Source organism: Pseudomonas sp. ICMP 3272 (assembly GCF_001466905.1).
Lineage (GTDB): Bacteria > Pseudomonadota > Gammaproteobacteria > Pseudomonadales > Pseudomonadaceae > Aquipseudomonas > Aquipseudomonas amygdali.
Genome location: NZ_LKEK01000119.1, coordinates 54,926 through 72,897, shown reverse-complemented (window position 1 = coordinate 72,897; position 17,972 = coordinate 54,926). Strand labels below are relative to the sequence as shown.

The 17,972-nt window shown below is 58.7% G+C and carries 15 protein-coding genes; 13 read left to right on the top strand and 2 right to left on the bottom strand.

Translation table 11 applies throughout. The features are described from left to right. The first annotated feature begins 339 nt into the window (after positions 1–339). The 3 genes from AO068_RS25535 (at position 340) to AO068_RS25525 (ending at position 2,870) form a co-directional block, all read left to right on the top strand. Positions 340–1,014, top strand: coding sequence for an HAD family hydrolase (locus AO068_RS25535; protein WP_003435091.1), 675 nt, complete (start codon positions 340–342; stop codon positions 1,012–1,014). Between the two features lie 231 nt (positions 1,015–1,245). Then, positions 1,246–2,382, top strand: coding sequence for an ImmA/IrrE family metallo-endopeptidase (locus AO068_RS25530; protein WP_058409799.1), 1,137 nt, complete (start codon positions 1,246–1,248; stop codon positions 2,380–2,382). Continuing rightward, positions 2,382–2,870, top strand: coding sequence for a DUF4411 family protein (locus tag AO068_RS25525; RefSeq protein WP_058401813.1), 489 nt, complete (start codon positions 2,382–2,384; stop codon positions 2,868–2,870). The genes AO068_RS25530 and AO068_RS25525 overlap by 1 nt, the downstream gene beginning before the upstream one ends. On the opposite strand, the gene AO068_RS25520 is transcribed toward AO068_RS25525, so the two are convergent. Both AO068_RS25520 and AO068_RS25515 read right to left on the bottom strand, forming a co-directional pair. Beyond that, positions 2,867–3,121, bottom strand: a complete 255-nt coding sequence (locus tag AO068_RS25520) for a hypothetical protein (RefSeq protein ID WP_057460536.1) — start codon at positions 3,119–3,121, stop codon at positions 2,867–2,869. The genes AO068_RS25525 and AO068_RS25520 overlap by 4 nt on opposite strands. 83 nt (positions 3,122–3,204) lie before the next feature. Next, positions 3,205–3,675: an Lrp/AsnC family transcriptional regulator gene (locus AO068_RS25515; protein WP_002555835.1), complete on the bottom strand. Its 471-nt coding sequence runs from the start codon at positions 3,673–3,675 to the stop codon at positions 3,205–3,207. Between the two features lie 424 nt (positions 3,676–4,099). Here AO068_RS25515 and AO068_RS25510 point away from each other — a divergent pair, with 424 nt between their 5' ends. The 10 genes from AO068_RS25510 (at position 4,100) to AO068_RS25460 (ending at position 17,957) form a co-directional block, all read left to right on the top strand. After that, entirely contained in the window at positions 4,100–5,254 is a 1,155-nt protein-coding gene (locus AO068_RS25510) for a cysteine desulfurase family protein (RefSeq protein ID WP_058409798.1), read from the top strand. 115 nt (positions 5,255–5,369) lie between these two features. After that, positions 5,370–6,149: a hypothetical protein gene (locus AO068_RS25505; RefSeq protein WP_002555833.1), complete on the top strand. Its 780-nt coding sequence runs from the start codon at positions 5,370–5,372 to the stop codon at positions 6,147–6,149. A 1,195-nt stretch (positions 6,150–7,344) separates the two neighbouring features. Then, positions 7,345–8,166 carry an energy transducer TonB gene (locus tag AO068_RS25495; RefSeq protein ID WP_080394871.1) on the top strand — a complete coding sequence of 274 codons (822 nt, stop codon included), beginning with the start codon at positions 7,345–7,347 and terminating at the stop codon, positions 8,164–8,166. A gap of 74 nt (positions 8,167–8,240) precedes the next feature. Continuing rightward, entirely contained in the window at positions 8,241–8,927 is a 687-nt protein-coding gene (locus AO068_RS25490; protein ID WP_003435083.1) for a MotA/TolQ/ExbB proton channel family protein, read from the top strand. Further along, positions 8,927–9,328 carry an ExbD/TolR family protein gene (locus tag AO068_RS25485; protein WP_002555939.1) on the top strand — a complete coding sequence of 134 codons (402 nt, stop codon included), beginning with the start codon at positions 8,927–8,929 and terminating at the stop codon, positions 9,326–9,328. Before AO068_RS25490 ends, AO068_RS25485 begins: the two co-directional genes overlap by 1 nt. 99 nt (positions 9,329–9,427) lie before the next feature. Beyond that, complete coding sequence (locus AO068_RS25480) at positions 9,428–12,253, top strand: TonB-dependent receptor (RefSeq protein ID WP_058401817.1); 2,826 nt, start codon at positions 9,428–9,430, stop codon at positions 12,251–12,253. A gap of 144 nt (positions 12,254–12,397) precedes the next feature. Beyond that, on the top strand, positions 12,398–14,281 hold the full coding sequence (locus AO068_RS25475; RefSeq protein ID WP_058409796.1) for an extracellular solute-binding protein: 1,884 nt from the start codon (positions 12,398–12,400) through the stop codon (positions 14,279–14,281). Position 14,282: 1 nt separating this feature from the next. After that, complete coding sequence (locus tag AO068_RS25470; protein WP_058409795.1) at positions 14,283–15,350, top strand: microcin C ABC transporter permease YejB; 1,068 nt, start codon at positions 14,283–14,285, stop codon at positions 15,348–15,350. Beyond that, positions 15,350–16,372, top strand: coding sequence for an ABC transporter permease (locus tag AO068_RS25465; protein WP_058409794.1), 1,023 nt, complete (start codon positions 15,350–15,352; stop codon positions 16,370–16,372). The genes AO068_RS25470 and AO068_RS25465 overlap by 1 nt, the downstream gene beginning before the upstream one ends. A 1-nt stretch (position 16,373) precedes the next feature. Continuing rightward, entirely contained in the window at positions 16,374–17,957 is a 1,584-nt protein-coding gene (locus AO068_RS25460; protein WP_058409793.1) for an ABC transporter ATP-binding protein, read from the top strand. Positions 17,958–17,972 lie beyond the last annotated feature (15 nt).

The window sequence follows — 17,972 nt, the reverse complement described above, 5'->3', positions numbered from 1 at the left end:
GTTATCCATGATGAGGCGGCGCGGATAGGCGCTGGTGAAAGATTACTTAAAGCGTTAACGCGGCTGGAGAGTCTTCAACGCGGCTGAAAAGCCATCAGGATTTTCTGCTACCAAGCTGCCCCCCGCGCGAAAGATCGAACCGCCACTCCCACGCACACTCGAAAGTGTGTGACCTCAAAAACCGGCCCTTTCCCTCCATCTGGCAATTCCGTGTTCGAAGCCCCGGTACAGCCCTCGCTTCATTGATGAACGCCACATCCCGATACCGCCGATCAGGTGTCGACCACAGCGCTCCGGACCTCGCCAGATGGTCAATCCGAATTCAAAAAGAGTAACCCTATGAGACCGCAAACCTCCTTCATCTTCGACCTGGACGGCACGCTGACCGACAGCGTTTATCAAAACGTCGCCGCCTGGAAAGAAGCGCTGGATGCAGAAGAGATCCCGCTTGCGATGTGGCGTATTCACCGCAAGATCGGCATGAGCGGCGGGCTGATGTTGAAATCACTGTCGCGTGAAACCGGCTTGAACATCAGCGAAGAACAAGCCGAACGGCTTAGCGAAAAACACGCTCAGGCGTATGAGCGGCTACAGGGGCAGATCATCGCGTTGCCCGGCGCCGTCGAGTTGCTGGAGACGCTCGACAAGGAAAACCTCAAGTGGTGCATCGCCACCAGCGGCGGGATTGATACGGCGACGATCAACCTGAAAGCGCTGAAACTGGACATCAAAAAGATCAACATTGTTACGCGCGATGACGTGAGCTATGGCAAGCCTGACCCCGACCTGTTTCTGGCGGCTGCAAAGAAGATAAACGCTCCGATTGACGAGTGTCTGGTGATAGGGGATGCGATCTGGGACATGCTGGCGGCACGTCGCTGCAAGGCAACCGGCGTCGGCCTGCTGTCGGGTGGCTATGACATAGGCGAGCTTGAGCGCGCAGGTGCCTTGAGGGTCTATGAAGACCCGCTGGATCTGCTGAATCATCTGGACGAGATCGCTTCTCGCCCTTGAATGATCGGCTGGCGTGGCAAATGAGGTAATTATTTACCTACATGCCCGCGAAAATCGGGTTCATCATCTCCATCTCACTAGCTGCCGTCATTGACCGTAGCGTTGCGAGCCCATAGTGTACGTGCACGCGCTGTATTCTGCGGTGCTCGTCATAGCCAAGGAAAAGGCAATGCACAGTAGCCCGCGCTTGCACTGGCCCGACACACTCCTCTCTGATATTCCAAATTTGCCATGAGCCAAGCCGCGTTCGTTAACCCAAGCATCCTCACGTGGTCCCGCGAGCGGGCAGGCCTGTCTGCCGCCCAGGTCGCCAGAAAGCTGCCTGTGAAACCTGAGCGTATCAAGGAGTGGGAAGCAGGAGAAGCGAGGCCAACCTTTTTGCAAGCCCAGAAGTGGGCGAGCGTTGCGCATGTTCCCTTTGGGTTTTTGTTCTTGCCTCAGCCTCCTGTCGAACAGCTGCCGCTACCAGACCTGCGCACAGTTGGTAACTCGGCACCCTTGCGGCCAAGTCTGGAGCTTGTGGACACAGTAAAAGACGCAATTCGCAAACAGGACTGGTATCTGGAATACCTTCACGTACAAGAGCACCAGCCTCTTCCGTTCGTCGGTCGCTTCGACAGCCGGACGCCGGTGAAGACGGTTGTGAGTGATATTCGGCAAACCCTCTGTGTCGATCCGGAAAAGTCCCGCCTTGATTACGATAAATACAGCCGCGCGCTGATTGATGCTGCTGAAGTGGCTGGTGTGCTTGTCATGCGCAGTGGTATCGCGCTGGGCAATACCCATCGCAAACTGGAGGTCAGTGAGTTTCGAGGCTTCGCCATCAGTAATTCGCTGGCTCCAGTGGTGTTTATCAACAGTTCGGATACTCCGACAGCTCGCCTATTTACGTTAATGCACGAACTCGCTCATCTCTGGATTGGCAGCAGCGGCGTTTCTGACGCGGGTACTGCAAATGGTCGAGAGGAAGAGCGATTCTGCAACGCCGTGGCGGGTGAGTTTCTTGTACCCGAAGAGCTTTTTCGAGCTGTATGGAACGCTGGTATTGAATGGGAAAGTAATCTGGCCCCTCTCGCTACGAGGTTTCATGTCAGCAAGCTTGTTATTGGCCGACGCGCGATGGACCTGGGCTACGTTACGCAAGAGCAGTACGGCGTGTATTACCAGAAGGTCCTAAAGGCATTCCGGGACGAGAAAGGCGGTGCCGGGGACTACTACCGCAATGCAACGGCCAAAAACAGTACGCGGCTGAGTAAGGCTGTACTGACCGAAACCCTGAGTGGGCGGATGCTGTTGCGTGAGGCTGGTAGTCTGCTCGGTGTACAGCCAGCCAAGTTAAGAACGCTGGCGGAGACACTGGCCCGGTGATGTTTCTGATGGACTCCAACACCCTGATTGAAGCCAAGAATCGCTATTACGGCATGACGATTTGTCCGGCTTATTGGCAGTGGTTGCTGCTCCAAAACCAGACATTTTTCTTGGCCAGTATCGGTCCTGTTAAAGACGAACTTACCAAAGGCCATGATGAACTGGCTGACTGGGCAAAAAATAATTCGGCTTTTTTCCAAAGCATTTCGGATCAAAAGACTCAGGCCGAATTCGTGAAAGTCGCTACGTTGGTAGCACAAGCGCAAGGCATGAAGACGGGAGCAATGGAGGAGTTTCTAAAGGGGGCCGATCCATGGCTGATTGCCAAGGCGCTGACATCCGGAGCAACCGTAGTTACGCATGAGGTGCGTAATCTGGACGCAAAGCGAAAGTTCATCATCCCCAACCTGTGTGAGCAGCTCAACGTCCCTTACATGAACACGTTTGAGCTGTTACACCACCTCAACGCCAGGTTTGTACTTCCTTAACCCGGCGAAACACCACCACCTTCATCTGCCACGATATCCGGGTCATCCGAATAGACTTCCGGCTCATCGTCTTCGTAAGCCTCGTCGCCTTCCGTGCGTTTCTTGACCTCATCGCCTCTGGCAGAACCGACGCCGGGCTTGTTTGAGTTCATGGCGAGGACCGGGTCCGCTTCACGGTCGTATTGGCCGAGTTCCGGGCTGGCGGGGTCTTCTTTGGGCACGCTGTTTGTGAGTATGTGATCGGTTGTCATGTCAGCCACCTTTTTCGTTTGCCAAAGAAAGTGGACGTGGCATTGGGCTGAGGGTTCGATTCAATCGATGAGCGTGGCGGGCTTTACCCGCCAAACGACGCATATTGCAGCGGCAGGCCGGTGGTGAACTTGATCTGTTCCATGGCGAAGCTGGAGCTTACGTCGCTGATCCCGGGGATGCTGATCAGTTGTTTGTACACCGCGTCGTACCCTGCGATGTCGGCTACGACGATGCGCAGCATGTAGTCGGTGTCGCCCGCCATGCGGTAGCACTCGACCACTTCAGGCAGTTCGCCGACGGCGGCGTGGAACTGTTCAAGCCAGGCGGCGTTGTGCTGGTTGGTGCGGATGGCGGCGAATACGCTGACCGACACGTTCAGACGTTGCGGGTTGAGCAGGGCTACCCGGCGGTCGATGATGCCGGCTTCTTCCAGCTTCTGAATGCGTCGCCAGCACGCTGTGCTGCCCAGGCCAATACGCTCGGCGATGTCCGCCACCGAGCGGGTGCAGTCGGTTTGCAGAATGTCGAGAATTGCCCGGTCGAATTTGTCCATTAGCGGTTTCCTGCGTTAGTCGCTCTACACTTATCGTGAGGAACGATGGGTGTCTGACTCCAATTCTGCGCCTCACACAGCATGACTATCGTGCCAATGCTCCGCGTTGGCATGCATTTCGTGACGCTCTGCGTCACCCAACGGTGCAGCCCCTTGCATCCCCGGATTGGACGCGGAGCGTCCAGAACTGCATTCCCACGCGGAGCGTGAGGAACGATGGTGTATGACTGCGATTCTGCGCCTGAAGCAGCATCCTAGAATTTTTAATCGTAAAAATCCAAACCAAAGCGAATAATTTTTCGATTTGGCTGCTGGTATACGTGCAAATATCAAAAAAATTTCGCGTGCGGATCAGTAATCTTTCAAGCAGTCGGTCTGGTAATGCCAGCCCTTGATTCTGACTCGATTACCAAGTGAATTGCCCATGACCACCTCTGCGCTCTACCTGGATTACGCAGCTACCACGCCTGTCGATGAACAGGTGATTGAAGCCATGGTTGCCTGTATGGGCCGCGAAGGTCATTTCGGTAATCCGGCATCCAGCGGGCACGGTTACGGGCAGGTTGCGCGGCAGGCTGTAGAGCAGGCTCGGCGTCAGGTGGCCGATGCGGTGGGTGCGTCTGCCGACACCATCGTCTGGACCTCCGGTGCCACGGAGTCCAACAACCTGGCGATCAAGGGCATCGCTCACGACAGCAGCGCGCAACGTCGGCATATCATCACCAGCGTGCTGGAACACAAAGCAGTGCTCGATACCGTCAGCACGCTGGAGCGTCAGGGCTTTCCCGTCACCTGGCTGAAACCGGACGCCCAGGGCCTGATCCAGCCGCAGGCGGTTCAGGCTGCCCTGCGCGAAGACACGCTGCTGGTATCACTGATGCTGGTGAACAACGAGCTGGGCACGCTGACTGATATCGCCAGCATCGGCGCCTTGGTGCGCGAGCACGGCGCGCTGTTTCATGTGGACGCTGCGCAGGGAGTCGGCAAGGTGAAGGTCGACTTGGCGAGTCTGGCCGTCGACCTGATGTCGTTCTCGGCGCACAAGGCCTACGGCCCCAAGGGCATTGGCGCACTGTACGTGGGCCCGCGTGCTCATTCGCTGCTGAAAGCGCAGATTCACGGCGGCGGACACGAAGGCGGCTTTCGGTCGGGCACACTGGCTACGCATCAGATCGTCGGCATGGGTACAGCCTTTGCGTTGGCGATCAGCCAGGCCGAAACTGAAAACCGCCGTATCGAAGAGCTGAGTCGCCACCTGCGCGAAGGCTTGTTGAGCCTGCCGGATGTGCAGCTCAACGGCTGTCCGCAACAACGCATCCCGCACACCCTGAACCTGTGCATCACCCGCAGTGGCTTCACCAGCTCGCAGCTATCCCACAGTTTGGCGTTGTCCTCGACGTCCGCTTGCAACTCGGCCAGCAATGCACCTTCGCATGTGCTGCTCGCTCTGGGTATGGATTCAGCCAAGGCCCTGGCCAGCGTGCGTGTCAGCCTTGGCCGCTACACCACGCAGGCAGACGTCGAGCGTGCCATTGAGGTGTTCAGCAAGGCGCTCAGCGCACCTGCTGCGTTCTGGTGACCAGTATTTTCGAGATCAGAAAAAGCAACAACAGAGCGATGTCGTTATAATGGCACAACCCGGCGGCTGCCAAGTGATGCTCACGGATCAGGTTTTAACCCTAAAGGAATAAGTCATGACCTTTGCTCTGCCAATCAGGTGTATTTTCCTGGCGTTTGTGACGACCGCCATCAGCCCCCTGGTTTTTGCCAAGATGTATACCGACTCCGACAAAAATGACGCCTACTCTCCCTACACCCTCTACATGGAGCACTGCAACAAAACGCAAGAGCAAGTGGATTCTCTGGAGGCTCAACAAGGCCCGCTGGACCCAAAAGAAGTGATCAACTCGCTCACTATTACTTCCTACTCCCTCAGCGCTGACAACTACACCCCCAGCGAAATGGGTGTGAGCGCAGAGGAGCTTGCGCGATGCAATGCCACTTACGCTAAAGCGGGTAAGTTGCGCAAGCAGGCCGAAGCTACTCTGGCGGCCGCTCAGGCCATTGAAGACAAGAAGCAAAAGAAAGCCGACTTGATCGCTCACCAGAATTTACCTGAATACAAACAGGCGAGATCGTTGGGGTTCAAGGACGTAGGCAATATCACGTTTCTGAAAATGTATGACGACATGGTCGGTGACGCTGAGCTGAAGTCAACACTGATTAACGTTGACCAGCAATGCGGAAAGTATCTGCGGGCCACGCAGTACGTGGAGCCGTACGTCATTTATACGACTGACCCCAGATTCAATGGCCCATGTGGGTCAGTAAAAAGATTCGCGATCAGAGGAACCCGCGGCGTGAACAGCGGTGACTGGATCAACCCCGACGCCCAATTCAGATACGTCGGCTGGCAGAAAATCCTCGCACCCAACGGGTTCAAGATCCGGATACAAGCGCTGGAGCAGCTCTGAGTATCGAAGCGGTCCCTGACGCTCTGAAAAGTAATGCCCTTCCCCAGAGCCAGCCATCGCTGGCTTTCATCTTCTCCCATGTCTTCAAGTCAAGGCCCCGAACATCACCCGGCGGGGGCCTTTAGCGTCGATTACATGAAAATGTACCCCTTCAGATACAAAAAGACACAAACTGGCACAGTTCTTTCAAGTGGAACGGTCGTGCCATAAACCATTGGTGCACGCTGCATTCAAGGGGTGCCTACACGCACCAAAGTGCAGTTAACGGACGCCAGAGCGTCCACAAACAGTGCAGGAGGGCAGACCACAAGTCTTTCTCCTCACCAGGAAAGGAATCTAGCCGTGCTCTATCAGTCTTGTGTCAGACCACCGTTACGCTGGCTGCCTACCCTTGAGGCATTGCCTGCCTTGGGCGGTGCCTGCGCGTTATCCAGATCTGCTTGTTGTTTTTCGACGGCCCTGCACGTCTGGACGTAAGTCATTTTGCGTGTGCCCTTGAATGTTCTGACGATTAATCAGGGCCTTGCAGAACTGTGCGCGCAATAAGGATAAACCCCCTGCTTTTTAATTAACGGGCAACCCACATATAAAGATTGTCCGACACTTTATTTTGAGTGGTTTCATTTGGCCATCATTTGTGCGATGGCTTTTGTTTCTTTAGCGGTGACTGATCATATAAACACGGACGCACACGGAGCAGCCCTTTATGAAGTGTTGAGTAACTAACGCACCAAGTTGATCCTCGTTACACAGTATTGGTGCATCCAGGAAAGTGACTAGTAGGTCACGAGTTTTGAACGCGTCTGGCACAGCAGAGGGTACGAATTTGTCTGCTGTTTTGTTTAAGGAGTCCTTCATTTGAATGCCTTCGAAGTCCATGAAATCGGGATTCGATAAATAGTTACATGAATGCGACACTGGCTCTGAATCAACGGTTCCTGCATGGGCTTTCTGGCACAGCGGTTGCAATGTAAGCATTCAGGAACATCGCTGTACGTCCCCGTACATGACGATAAGAAGCAAGGATCAGCAATGCCAGCGCCCTGATGTGACCCGCTTTTCCCTGTTTAAGCCTGCCGTGCGCAGGCACCGCGGTGCGCTGCATATAAACAGTGTGCAAGCCGCCCTCAGTCGAATATTCACAAAAATATTCGGACGGATTTTTATTGCCCTTTAACTACCCGAGGGAGCGTTAATGAATGATGCGGTAATAATGAAAGCGGTTCCCTCTCCTTCGCCCGATGACACTTCGACGGCGTGGCAGGGCATTCCTTTCAGCGCCAATACGTCACGACCGGGTGGCCTTAACAAGCCACAAGTAATGGTGTTGATTGCTGCGTCGGTCCTTATTCATGGGGTGATCTGGTGGTACATGCAAACTGCCCAGCCAGACGTCCCGGAAGTTGCACCACAAGTTCCGGAAATGACCATTGAACTGACCAGCCCTACGCCACCTGCCCCGGAACCGCCGCCGCCCGAGCCACCACCTCCGCCACCCCCGCCGCCGCCACCCGAGCCGGAACAACCGGTCGAGGACCCGGACGCGGTAGAGCCGCCGCCAAAACCGGTGGAGAAGCCTAAGGTCGAGAAGCCCAAGCCGGTCAAGAAAGTCGAGCCGGTGAAAAAGCCGACGCCACCTGCGCCAACGCCTGCTGCCGCGCCCAGCCCGCCTGCGCCGCCAGCACCTGCGCCTGCACCTCCGGCACCTGCCGCGCCACCGGCGCCAGCCAAGGAAAGCGCTGCCGTATCCGGGCTCGCCAGTCTGGGCAACCCGCCGCCGGAATACCCGGGGCTGGCCTTGCGCCGCAGTTGGGAAGGTCGCGTGATTTTGCGTATCAAGGTGCTGCCAAACGGCCGCGCTGGCGCTGTCGAGGTGACCAAATCCAGCGGCAAACCGGTATTGGACGAAGCAGCCGTTGAGGCCGTGCGCAACTGGAAGTTCATACCGGCCAAACGGGGTGACACGCCGATAGAAGGCTTCGCGACGCAGACCATCGACTTCAAGTTGCCGGAATGATCCGGCACCTGACAACCGACACTTCAATTATTAAAGCTGGTGAGGTTTAAACCATGAACGCATCGCTCTCTTCCATGATTGTCCCGGCCGTGCTCTGGGCATTGATTCTGTTTTCCGTATTGAGTTGGGCACTGTTGCTGATCAAGTCGGCGCAGTACGTGCGTCAGAAATCGCAGAACAAACAGTTCACCAAGGCGTTCTGGAGCGCGCCGGACCTGCTGACCGCCGCCGAGCACTCTGCACAATACCCTGGAGCGCTGGCGCGTATCGCCAATAGTGGCTTCGAAGCCATGGCGGTCGATGAGTCGCCGCGCACCACGCAACAACTGGCGCACACCATCAACCGCTCGGACCGTCTGGAGCGCAACCTGCGTCAGCAGATACAAAAAGAGCGTCGCGCACTGGAAAGTGGTCAGGCAATTCTCGCCAGTATCGGCAGCACCGCGCCCTTCATCGGCCTGTTCGGTACGGTCTGGGGGATCATGGAAGCACTGCAAAGCATCGGTGTGACCGGCTCGGCCAGCCTGGAAGCGGTCGCCGGTCCTATCGGCCATGCGCTGGTCGCCACCGGTGTGGGTATCGCCGTCGCGGTGCCTGCGGTGCTGATCTACAACTTCTTCCTGCGCCGCCTCAAGCTCGCTGTGGCCGACATGGATGACTTCGCCCACGACTTCGACGCCCTCGCCCAGCGCAGCGCCTTCGCGGTCACCCGTCAGCCCATCGCCAGCAAGAATGGCCATGCCGTTCGGGAGGCCAGCTAATGTCTTTCTCCACTCAGGACAGCGATGAAGTACTCAGCGAAATGAACGTCACGCCGCTGGTGGACGTGATGCTCGTACTGCTGGTGGTGTTCATCGTCACCACGCCGCTGATGACCAACGCGATCAAGGTCAACCTGCCCAAGACCGACGCGGTCGCCCCTGCCGAGAAGAAAAACCCGGTGGTGGTCAGCGTCGATCAGGACGGCAAGTTCTACCTCGCCAAATCGGAAATCGCCCCGGAACTGCTGGAAAAAAGCCTGCAGGACGAAAAGGCCAAGGACCCGGAGATCCGCGTCCAGTTGCAGGCCGATACCGCCGTGAATTATGGCCAGGTGGCCAAGGCCATGGCGTCCATCGAGCGTTCGGGCATTACGAAGATATCCGTCATGACGGCGAAATGACCCTCAGGTGATTTGACGGCTTCGCCGCGCGAAGCCGTTTGACCCGACCCCCGTAAATGCGGTTGTCCGTGGGCTGAAAAGCCTCTGGAGGGGAGCGGCTTGCTGGAAAAAGAAGAAGTGGAACTCCCGCTCGGCACAACCGCGTCGGGAACAGAGGGCTCACAAGGCCATTTCAATAACGTCTGGACCAAGTCGGAACTAACCATGCTGATGAATCTTCCCGGTTGCACCCTCAAACCACTGGCCCTCGCGGTCCGGCGTCATCCACGTGCCCTGCTTTGTGCATTGGCCATGGGCATGAGCGGTGCTCAGGCGGCAGACGCCGTCGACGCGGACACAAGCGGCTCGGCCGTGTCCACCAGCGCAGCGGTTGTGCCTGCCACGACCCAATTGCAACGTGTAGAAGTGACCGGTTCGGCGATCCGCCGGGTCGATGCCGAAACCGCAGTGCCAATTACCATCCTGCGCGCTGACGACCTTAAGAAACAGGGCGTGACCACCACCCAGGAAATGGTCCAGCGCATCACTGGCAGCCAGTCGATCAACAACAGTGCAGGCTCGGTCGGCGCCGGAACAGGTGGTGCCTCGTTTGCCGATATGCGCGGCATCGGCGCCAACAAGACGCTGGTGCTGCTCAACGGCCGCCGTCTGGCCAATAACGCACTGTCGGGTGTGGGCACGCCCAACGGCAGCGCCATCGACCTGAACATGATCCCGTTTGCCGCCATCGACCGTGTGGAAGTATTGCGTGACGGCGCCTCGGCGCTATACGGGACTGACGCCATTGGCGGTGTGATCAACTTCATCACCAAAAAATCCCTGACCGACGGCAGCCTGACCCTGGGTGGAGAAACCCCGACCGCCAGCGGCGGCGGTGCCACCAAGGACATGAGCGCCAGTTGGGGCTTTGGCGATCTGGAGCAAGACCGCTTCAACGTCATGGGTGTCTTCAACTACAACAAGCAGCAAAACCTGGACGCCAACGACCGCTCGTTTGCCAGAGATTACGTGCCAGGACGCGGGCTCAATCAGACCTCCGGTACGGCCTATCCCGGCAATTACTTCCAGGGTGACAACTCTGCCAACCCGCTGGGCAGAAACTGCGGCGGCCCTAACCTGATCGCCAGCAACGGCATCTGCCGGTTCAGCACCCGTGAATACATCGACCTGATCCCGCAAACCGAAAAGACCTCGTTTTTTGGCAAGGCCACCGGCAAGCTGGCAGACGATCATAACGTCAGCCTCGAATACTTCTGGGCTCGTAACAACAACCATACCGATATCGGGCCTGCGCCCCTTACCGGCCTGTCTCTGGACTCATCGTCGCCTTTTTATCCCGGCAACGGCATCACTCCGGCACCGACCGACTTTACTCTCGACCCGACCCAACCGATCAGCACAGCCTGGCGAGAAACCGCAGCCGGGCCACGCGGGTCCAGCGACCAGAACACCAGCCAGCGTTTTCTGCTGAACTTCGACGGCCTGGTGGGCGGCTGGGACTACAACGTAGGTGCTTCTTACAACCAGAACAAAGTCCTGTCATCGCTCACCAACGGTTATGTCAGTGACGCTGCAATGCTCAACGGCCTGGCCAATGGCACCCTTAACCCGTTCGGCCCGCAAACCGCTGCCGGTCAGGCACTGATCGATGCCAACGAATATCACGGCCAGTACTCCAGTGCTGTGGGCCGGGTGGCCGGGCTCGATGCGCGCATCAGCCGGGAAATCGGTGACTGGTTCGGTGCAGGCCCTGCGGGTCTGGCGTTGGGCGGCGAATACCGCAAAGAGAAAATGCATCAGCAGTACGAAGCCTACGTCAACGACATCAGCAGCCTGGGCGCAGATGCCGCCGGTAGCGTCGAAGGCGACAGGAGCGTCAAGGCGGAATACGCCGAACTGAACGTGCCCGTGCTGGACAGCCTTGAACTGACCGCCGCCGTCCGTCACGACAAATACAGCGACTTCGGCAGCACCACCAACCCGAAATACTCGTTCCGCTACCAGCCGTTCAAGCAACTGGTGGTGCGTGGTGCCTACAGCGAAGGTTTCCGCGCGCCGTCGCTTTACGAGCTGTATGCCCCGCGCAGTACGACTTTCACCCAGGGCTATTACAACGACCCGGTTCTATGTGCCGGTGGCGTCGTCCAGCCGGGTGGTAACGCCGGTCGTGATTGCCAGCAGCAGTTCCTCAACAATGGTGGAGGCAACACCGAGCTGGCCCCGGAAAAAGCCCGCAACATGACGCTGGGCTTCGTCTATCAGCCGGTCAACAACCTGTCGATGGGCCTGGATTTCTGGTGGATTCACATTTCCAACCAGATCCAGGCGTTCCCCGAGTCGACCGTGTTCGATGACCCCAACACCTACGCCGACCGCTACGTGCGCGCTGCCGACGGTTCGATCGCCAATATCGTCACCGGCAACGCCAACCTGGGCATCGTCAAGACCAGCGGTGTCGACGTAACCCTCGACTATCGCTTCCCGAACACGCCTTATGGTCAGTTCGGTCTGGGCATGACCGGCACCTATGTGACGCGTTATGACTTCCAGAACATCATCGACGGCCCGTACACCGACAAGGTCGGCGACTTCCAGGGCGACGGCGTGATCTCGCGCTGGAAACACGTTCTGACCGGCACCTGGGCACTGGGCGATACCCGCGCTTCCATCACCAACCGCTTCACCAGCGGCTACAACGACTACGACCGCACCACCAATGCGCGCGTCGCGTCGTATGCGCTGTGGGACATGTCGGTGGGTCATACCTTCGACAAGGTGCTGGATATCGACGCCGGGGTGCGCAACATGTTTGACCGCAACCCGCCGTTCTCCAACCAGGCCTACAACTTCCAGTCCGGCTACGACCCGCGTTACGCCGACCCGCTGGGCCGCACCCTGTTCGCACGCGCGACTTACCACTTCTGAGTGTGACGACGTGGCCCAAACACGCTCCTTGGGCCACGTCAGATTGCGAGCTCGCCCCCTCCGGCCCAGGTTTCATCCACCTTCCCCGGCCGGGGGCTTTTTCGCGACTCATCGTCATTCAGTGCGTACGAGGAAAGCCCCATCATGTTGCGTCATACCCGTTTTCTGCGGCGCCTGATTCTGGGTGTTGCGCTGTGCAGTTGCTGGCAGGTCGCTCAGGCCGCCCCGACTCACGCCTTGACCGTCTATGGCGAGGCACCGAAATACCCGGCTGGCTTCCAGCACTTTGACTACGTCAACCCGAACGCCCCCAAAGGCGGTTCACTAAGCCGCTCAGCGGAAGAAATCGGCCAGTTCAATTACCTCAATCCCTACGTCGATCAGGGCATCAATGTGCGCGAGGTCGACAGCTGGGTGTACTCGCCGCTGGCCTATCGCTCGCTGGATGAGCCGTACACGGTGTATGGCCTGATCGCGGAAAAGATGGAGATGGACCCGAACGGTCTGTGGATTCGTTTTTTCCTCAACCCCAAGGCGCGCTTCGAGGACGGCAAGCCCGTCACCGCCGAAGACGTGCGCTACACCTTCGAGCTGATGACCACCAAGGCCAGCTTCAGCTATCGCCCCATGTTCGCCGACGTCAAACAGGTGACCATCGAGGGGCCGCTACAGATTCGCTTCGACTTCAAGAACAACCTCAACCGCATGCTGGCGCTGGATATTGCCAGCCTGCACATTCTGCCCGAGCACTGGTGGAAGACCCGCGACTTCGCCAACGGCGGCGGTTTCGAGCCGCCGCTGGGCAACGGGCCCTACCGGGTCGCCAAGGTCGATGCCGGACGCAGCGTGGTCTTTGAACGGGTCAAGGACTGGTGGGGCAAGGACCTGCCGGTCAGCCGTGGCCTGTACAACTTCGACACGCTCACCGTGAACTACTACGGCGACATCGAAATCGCCCGCCAACTGCTGCAAGCCGGGATGTTCGACTACAACCGCGAGTTCTCCTCTTCAGGCTTCGTGGTCGGCTACAGCGGCCCGGCGATTGACGACGGGCGCCTGCAAAAGCGCATCCTCGCACCGCAACGTCCGGTCGCCGCGCAGGGCTTTGTGTTCAATCTGGACAAACCCATGTTCAAGGACCGCCGCGTGCGCGAGGCGCTGTCGTTGCTGTGGGATTTCGACTGGATCAATCGTCGAGTCATGCGCAATTTCTACGTGCGCGAACAAAGCTATTTCCCGAAAAGCGACATGGCCGCCACCGAGCTGCTGACCCCGGCCGAGCTGAAAATTCTTGAACCCTTGCGCGGCCAGGTGCCGGACGAGGTGTTCACCACGGTGTATCAGCCGCCGAAAACCGACGGCAGCGGTTACATCCGTGACAAGCAGCTGCAGGCCCTCAAGCTACTCGCTGAAGCGGGCTGGCACCCGAAGGACAACAAGCTGGTGAACGCCGCTGGCGAGCCGATGGTGTTCAGCTTTCTCGATGGTCAGGGCGGTTTCGATCGCCTGATTCTGCCCTTCAAACGCACCTTGGCGCAGATCGGTATCACCCTGGATTTTTTGCGCATCGATTCGGCGCAGTACATCAACCGGCTCAATGCGCGGGACTACGACATGATCGTGGTCAGCCTGCCGAAAAACGGTAACCCGATCATTTCCCCTGGCCGTGAGCTGTACAACCTGTATGGCTCGCAAAGCGCCACCGAAGTGGGCAGCTCCAACGCCATGGTGCTGCGCAATCCTGCGGTGGACACGCTGATCGACGGGCTGGTGAGCGCCAATACGCGTAACGATATGGTGCTCTACGCGCGGGCGCTGGACCGGGTCCTGCAATGGGGCTACTACATGATTCCCAACTACTACTCCAAGGGCACGCCACTGGTGTTCGCCAACCGTTTCGGCATGCCGGATGTGGCACCGACCTATGACGTTGGTCTGGAAACCTGGTGGCAGATCAGTCCGACCCCGCTGACCAACGCTCAGGCTGCTGCATTGACCGGCAAGCCCGCCGCTGCCAAGGAGTACTGAAATGCTGGCTTATGTGATTCGACGCCTGCTGCTGATCATTCCCACGCTGCTGGCCATTTTGATTGTCAACTTCCTGATCGTGCAGGCCGCCCCCGGTGGCCCGGTCGAGCAGGCCATCGCGCGCATTCAGGGTTTCAGCCCCAATGGCGTTGGTGGCGGCGGTGGCGAAGTAGCCGCAAGCGGCACCGCCAGCCGCAGCACGCGCGGGCTGGACCCGGCGCTGATCGAGCAGATCAAGGAACATTACGGTTTCGACAAACCGATGCACGAACGACTCTGGCTGATGCTCAAGAATTACGCACAGCTGGACTTCGGCACCAGCTTCTTCCGCGGCGCGCCGGTCACCGAACTGATTGCCCAGAAGCTTCCGGTGTCGCTGTCACTCGGGCTTTGGGCGACGCTGATCACCTACCTGATTTCCATCCCGCTGGGCATTCGCAAAGCGGTGCGGCATGGCAGTGCGTTTGACGTCTGGAGCAGCACGCTGGTGATCATCGGCTACGCCACGCCCGCGTTTCTGTTCGCCATTCTGCTGATCGTGGTGTTCGCCGGGGGCAGTTACCTGAGCTGGTTTCCGGCGCAAGGGTTGTTCTCGGAGAACTTCGACAGCCTGAGCACTTGGGGCAAGATCAAGGACTATCTGTGGCACCTGGTGTTGCCGGTCAGCTCGCTGGTGATCGGCGGGTTCGCCACGTTGACCATCCTCACCAAGAACAGCTTCCTCAACGAAATCAGCCGCCAGTACGTGGTCACGGCACGCGCCAAGGGCCTGACCGAGCATCGCGTGCTGTACGGCCATGTGTTTCGCAACGCCATGCTGCTGGTCATCGCGGGCATTCCGCAGGCGTTGATCGAAGTGTTTTTCGCCGGCTCGCTGCTGATCGAAACCATCTTCGGTCTCGATGGGCTGGGGCGCATGAGTTACGAGGCGGCGGTCTCGCGGGACTACCCCATCGTGTTCGGCACGCTGTTCCTGTTCACGCTGTTCGGCCTGCTGATCAAACTGATCGGTGACCTGTGTTACACGCTGGTCGACCCACGCATCGACTTTTCCGCGAGGAGCGCCTGATGTTCGAGTTCTCTCCCCAGACCCGGCGCCGCTTCGACCTGTTCAAGGCCAACCGGCGTGGTTGGTGGTCGCTGTGGATCTTCATCGGCCTGATGCTGGTCTGCCTGTGCGGCGAGCTGATCGCCAACGACAAGCCGCTGCTGGTCAGCTACGACGGGCAGATGTATTACCCGGTGTTGCGCACCTACATGGAAACCGATTTCGGCGGCGAACTGCCCTTCGAACCGGACTATTCAAGCGACTACGTGCGCAAGCTGATCGCCGCCAAAGACGGCTGGATGCTGTTCGCACCGATCCCGTTCAGCTACGACACCATCAACTATGACCTGGACGCGCCATCGCCCAGCCCGCCGGACCACATCAACTGGCTGGGCACGGACGAACAGGCCCGTGATGTGCTGGCGCGGGTGCTGTTCGGCGCGCGGATTTCCATTCTGTTCGCGCTACTGCTGACCGCGATCAGCACGGTGATCGGCGTGTGTGCCGGGGCGATTCAGGGGTACTACGGCGGCATGACCGACCTGATCGGCCAGCGCATTCAGGAGATCTGGTCGGGGCTGCCGGTGCTGTACCTGCTGATCATTCTGTCCGGCTTTGTGTCACCGAGTTTCTGGTGGTTGCTGGGCATCATGGCGCTGTTCTCCTGGCTGTCGCTGGTTGACGTGGTGCGTGCCGAGTTCCTGCGCGGGCGTAATCTGGAATACGTCAAAGCCGCCCGCGCACTGGGCCTGACCGACGCTGCGCTGATGTGGCGGCACATCCTGCCTAACGCGATGACCAGCACCCTGACCTACCTGCCGTTCATCATCACCGGCGCCATTGCCACGCTCACTGCGCTGGACTTTCTCGGCTTCGGCATGCCCGCAGGCAGCGCTTCGCTGGGCGAACTGATCGGCGAAGCCAAGCGCAACCTGCAAGCGCCGTGGCTGGGGCTGACCGCGTTCGTCGCGCTGGCGCTGATCCTTTCTCTGTTGGTGTTCATCGGCGAAGCCTGCCGCGACGCGTTTGATCCTCGGAGCTGACATGCAAGACAACCTGATTGAAATTCGCGACCTGCGAGTCGCCTTCAACGGCCATGAAGTGGTGCATGGCGTCAGCCTCGACATCCGCCGTGGCGAGTGCCTGGCGCTGGTCGGCGAATCCGGCTCTGGCAAGTCGGTCACTGCGCATTCGATTCTGCGTCTGTTGCCGGCCAAAACCGTCAGCACCCAAGGCTCGATTCGCTATGACGGGCTCGACTTGGTTACTGCCAGCGACAAGCAATTGCGCAGCCTGCGTGGCAACCGTGTGGCGATGATTTTTCAGGAGCCCATGAGCTCGCTGAACCCGCTGCACACGGTCGAAAAGCAGATCGGCGAAATTCTCGTCACTCACAAGGGCCTGAAAGGCAAGGCCGCGCTGAGCCGCACGCTGGAGTTGCTGGAACTGGTCGGCATTCGCGATCCACTGTCACGTCTCAAGGCATATCCGCATCAACTGTCGGGTGGGCAGCGCCAGCGCATCATGATTGCTATGGCACTGGCTAACGAGCCCGACTTGCTGATCGCCGACGAGCCGACCACCGCGCTGGACGTGACCGTGCAGGTGAAGATTCTGGAGTTGCTCAAGTCCCTGCAACAGCGGCTCAACATGTCGTTGTTGCTGATCAGCCACGACCTCAATCTGGTGCGGCGCATCGCTCAGCGGGTCTGCGTGATGCGTGAGGGCGAGATCGTCGAGCAGGCCGATTGCCAGACGCTGTTCGACAATCCGCAGCATCCTTACAGCCGCTTGCTGATCAACGCAGAACCAGACGGCGAGCCGGTGCCGTCCACGCACAGCAACACGCTGTTGTCGGTGCAGGACCTGAAGGTCTGGTTCCCGCTGGGCAAAGCCTGGTTCAAGCGCGAGCCGCAGTATGTGAAGGCGGTGGATGGGGTGAGTTTCGAGCTGCTCAAGGGCAAGACACTCGGGATTGTCGGCGAGTCGGGTTCGGGTAAATCGACTTTGGGCCAGGCGATTTTGCGTCTTGTCGATTCAGAGGGCAGCATCCGTTTCGGCACCAAGGAGCTGAGCCTGCACAGTCAGCACCTGATGCGCCCGTTGCGTCGTCAGTTGCAGGTAGTGTTTCAGGACCCGTTTGGCAGCCTCAGCCCGCGCATGACCGTGGAGCAGATCATTGCCGAGGGCCTGGTGACGCACAACATCGGTACGCCGAAAGAGCGTGAGCAGACGGTGATCCGCGTGTTGCAGGAAGTCGGGCTGGACCCGGCAACCCGGCATCGTTACCCGCACGAGTTTTCCGGTGGGCAACGCCAGCGCATTTCAATCGCCCGGGCGTTGGTGCTTAAGCCGGATCTGATCCTGCTCGACGAGCCGACGTCAGCGCTCGACCGTACGGTGCAGAAACAGATCGTCGCCCTGCTGCGTGACCTGCAAATCCGTCATGGCCTGACGTACCTGTTCATCAGCCATGACCTGGCGGTGGTTCACGCTCTGGCGCATGACCTGATTGTGATCAAGGACGGCAAGGTGGTCGAACAAGGCCCGTCCCGCGAGATCTTCGCCGCGCCGCAGCAGGCCTACACTCAGGAACTGCTGCGTTCTTCCGGGCTGGTGTTTGCCTGAGCCTGAATTTGAAAG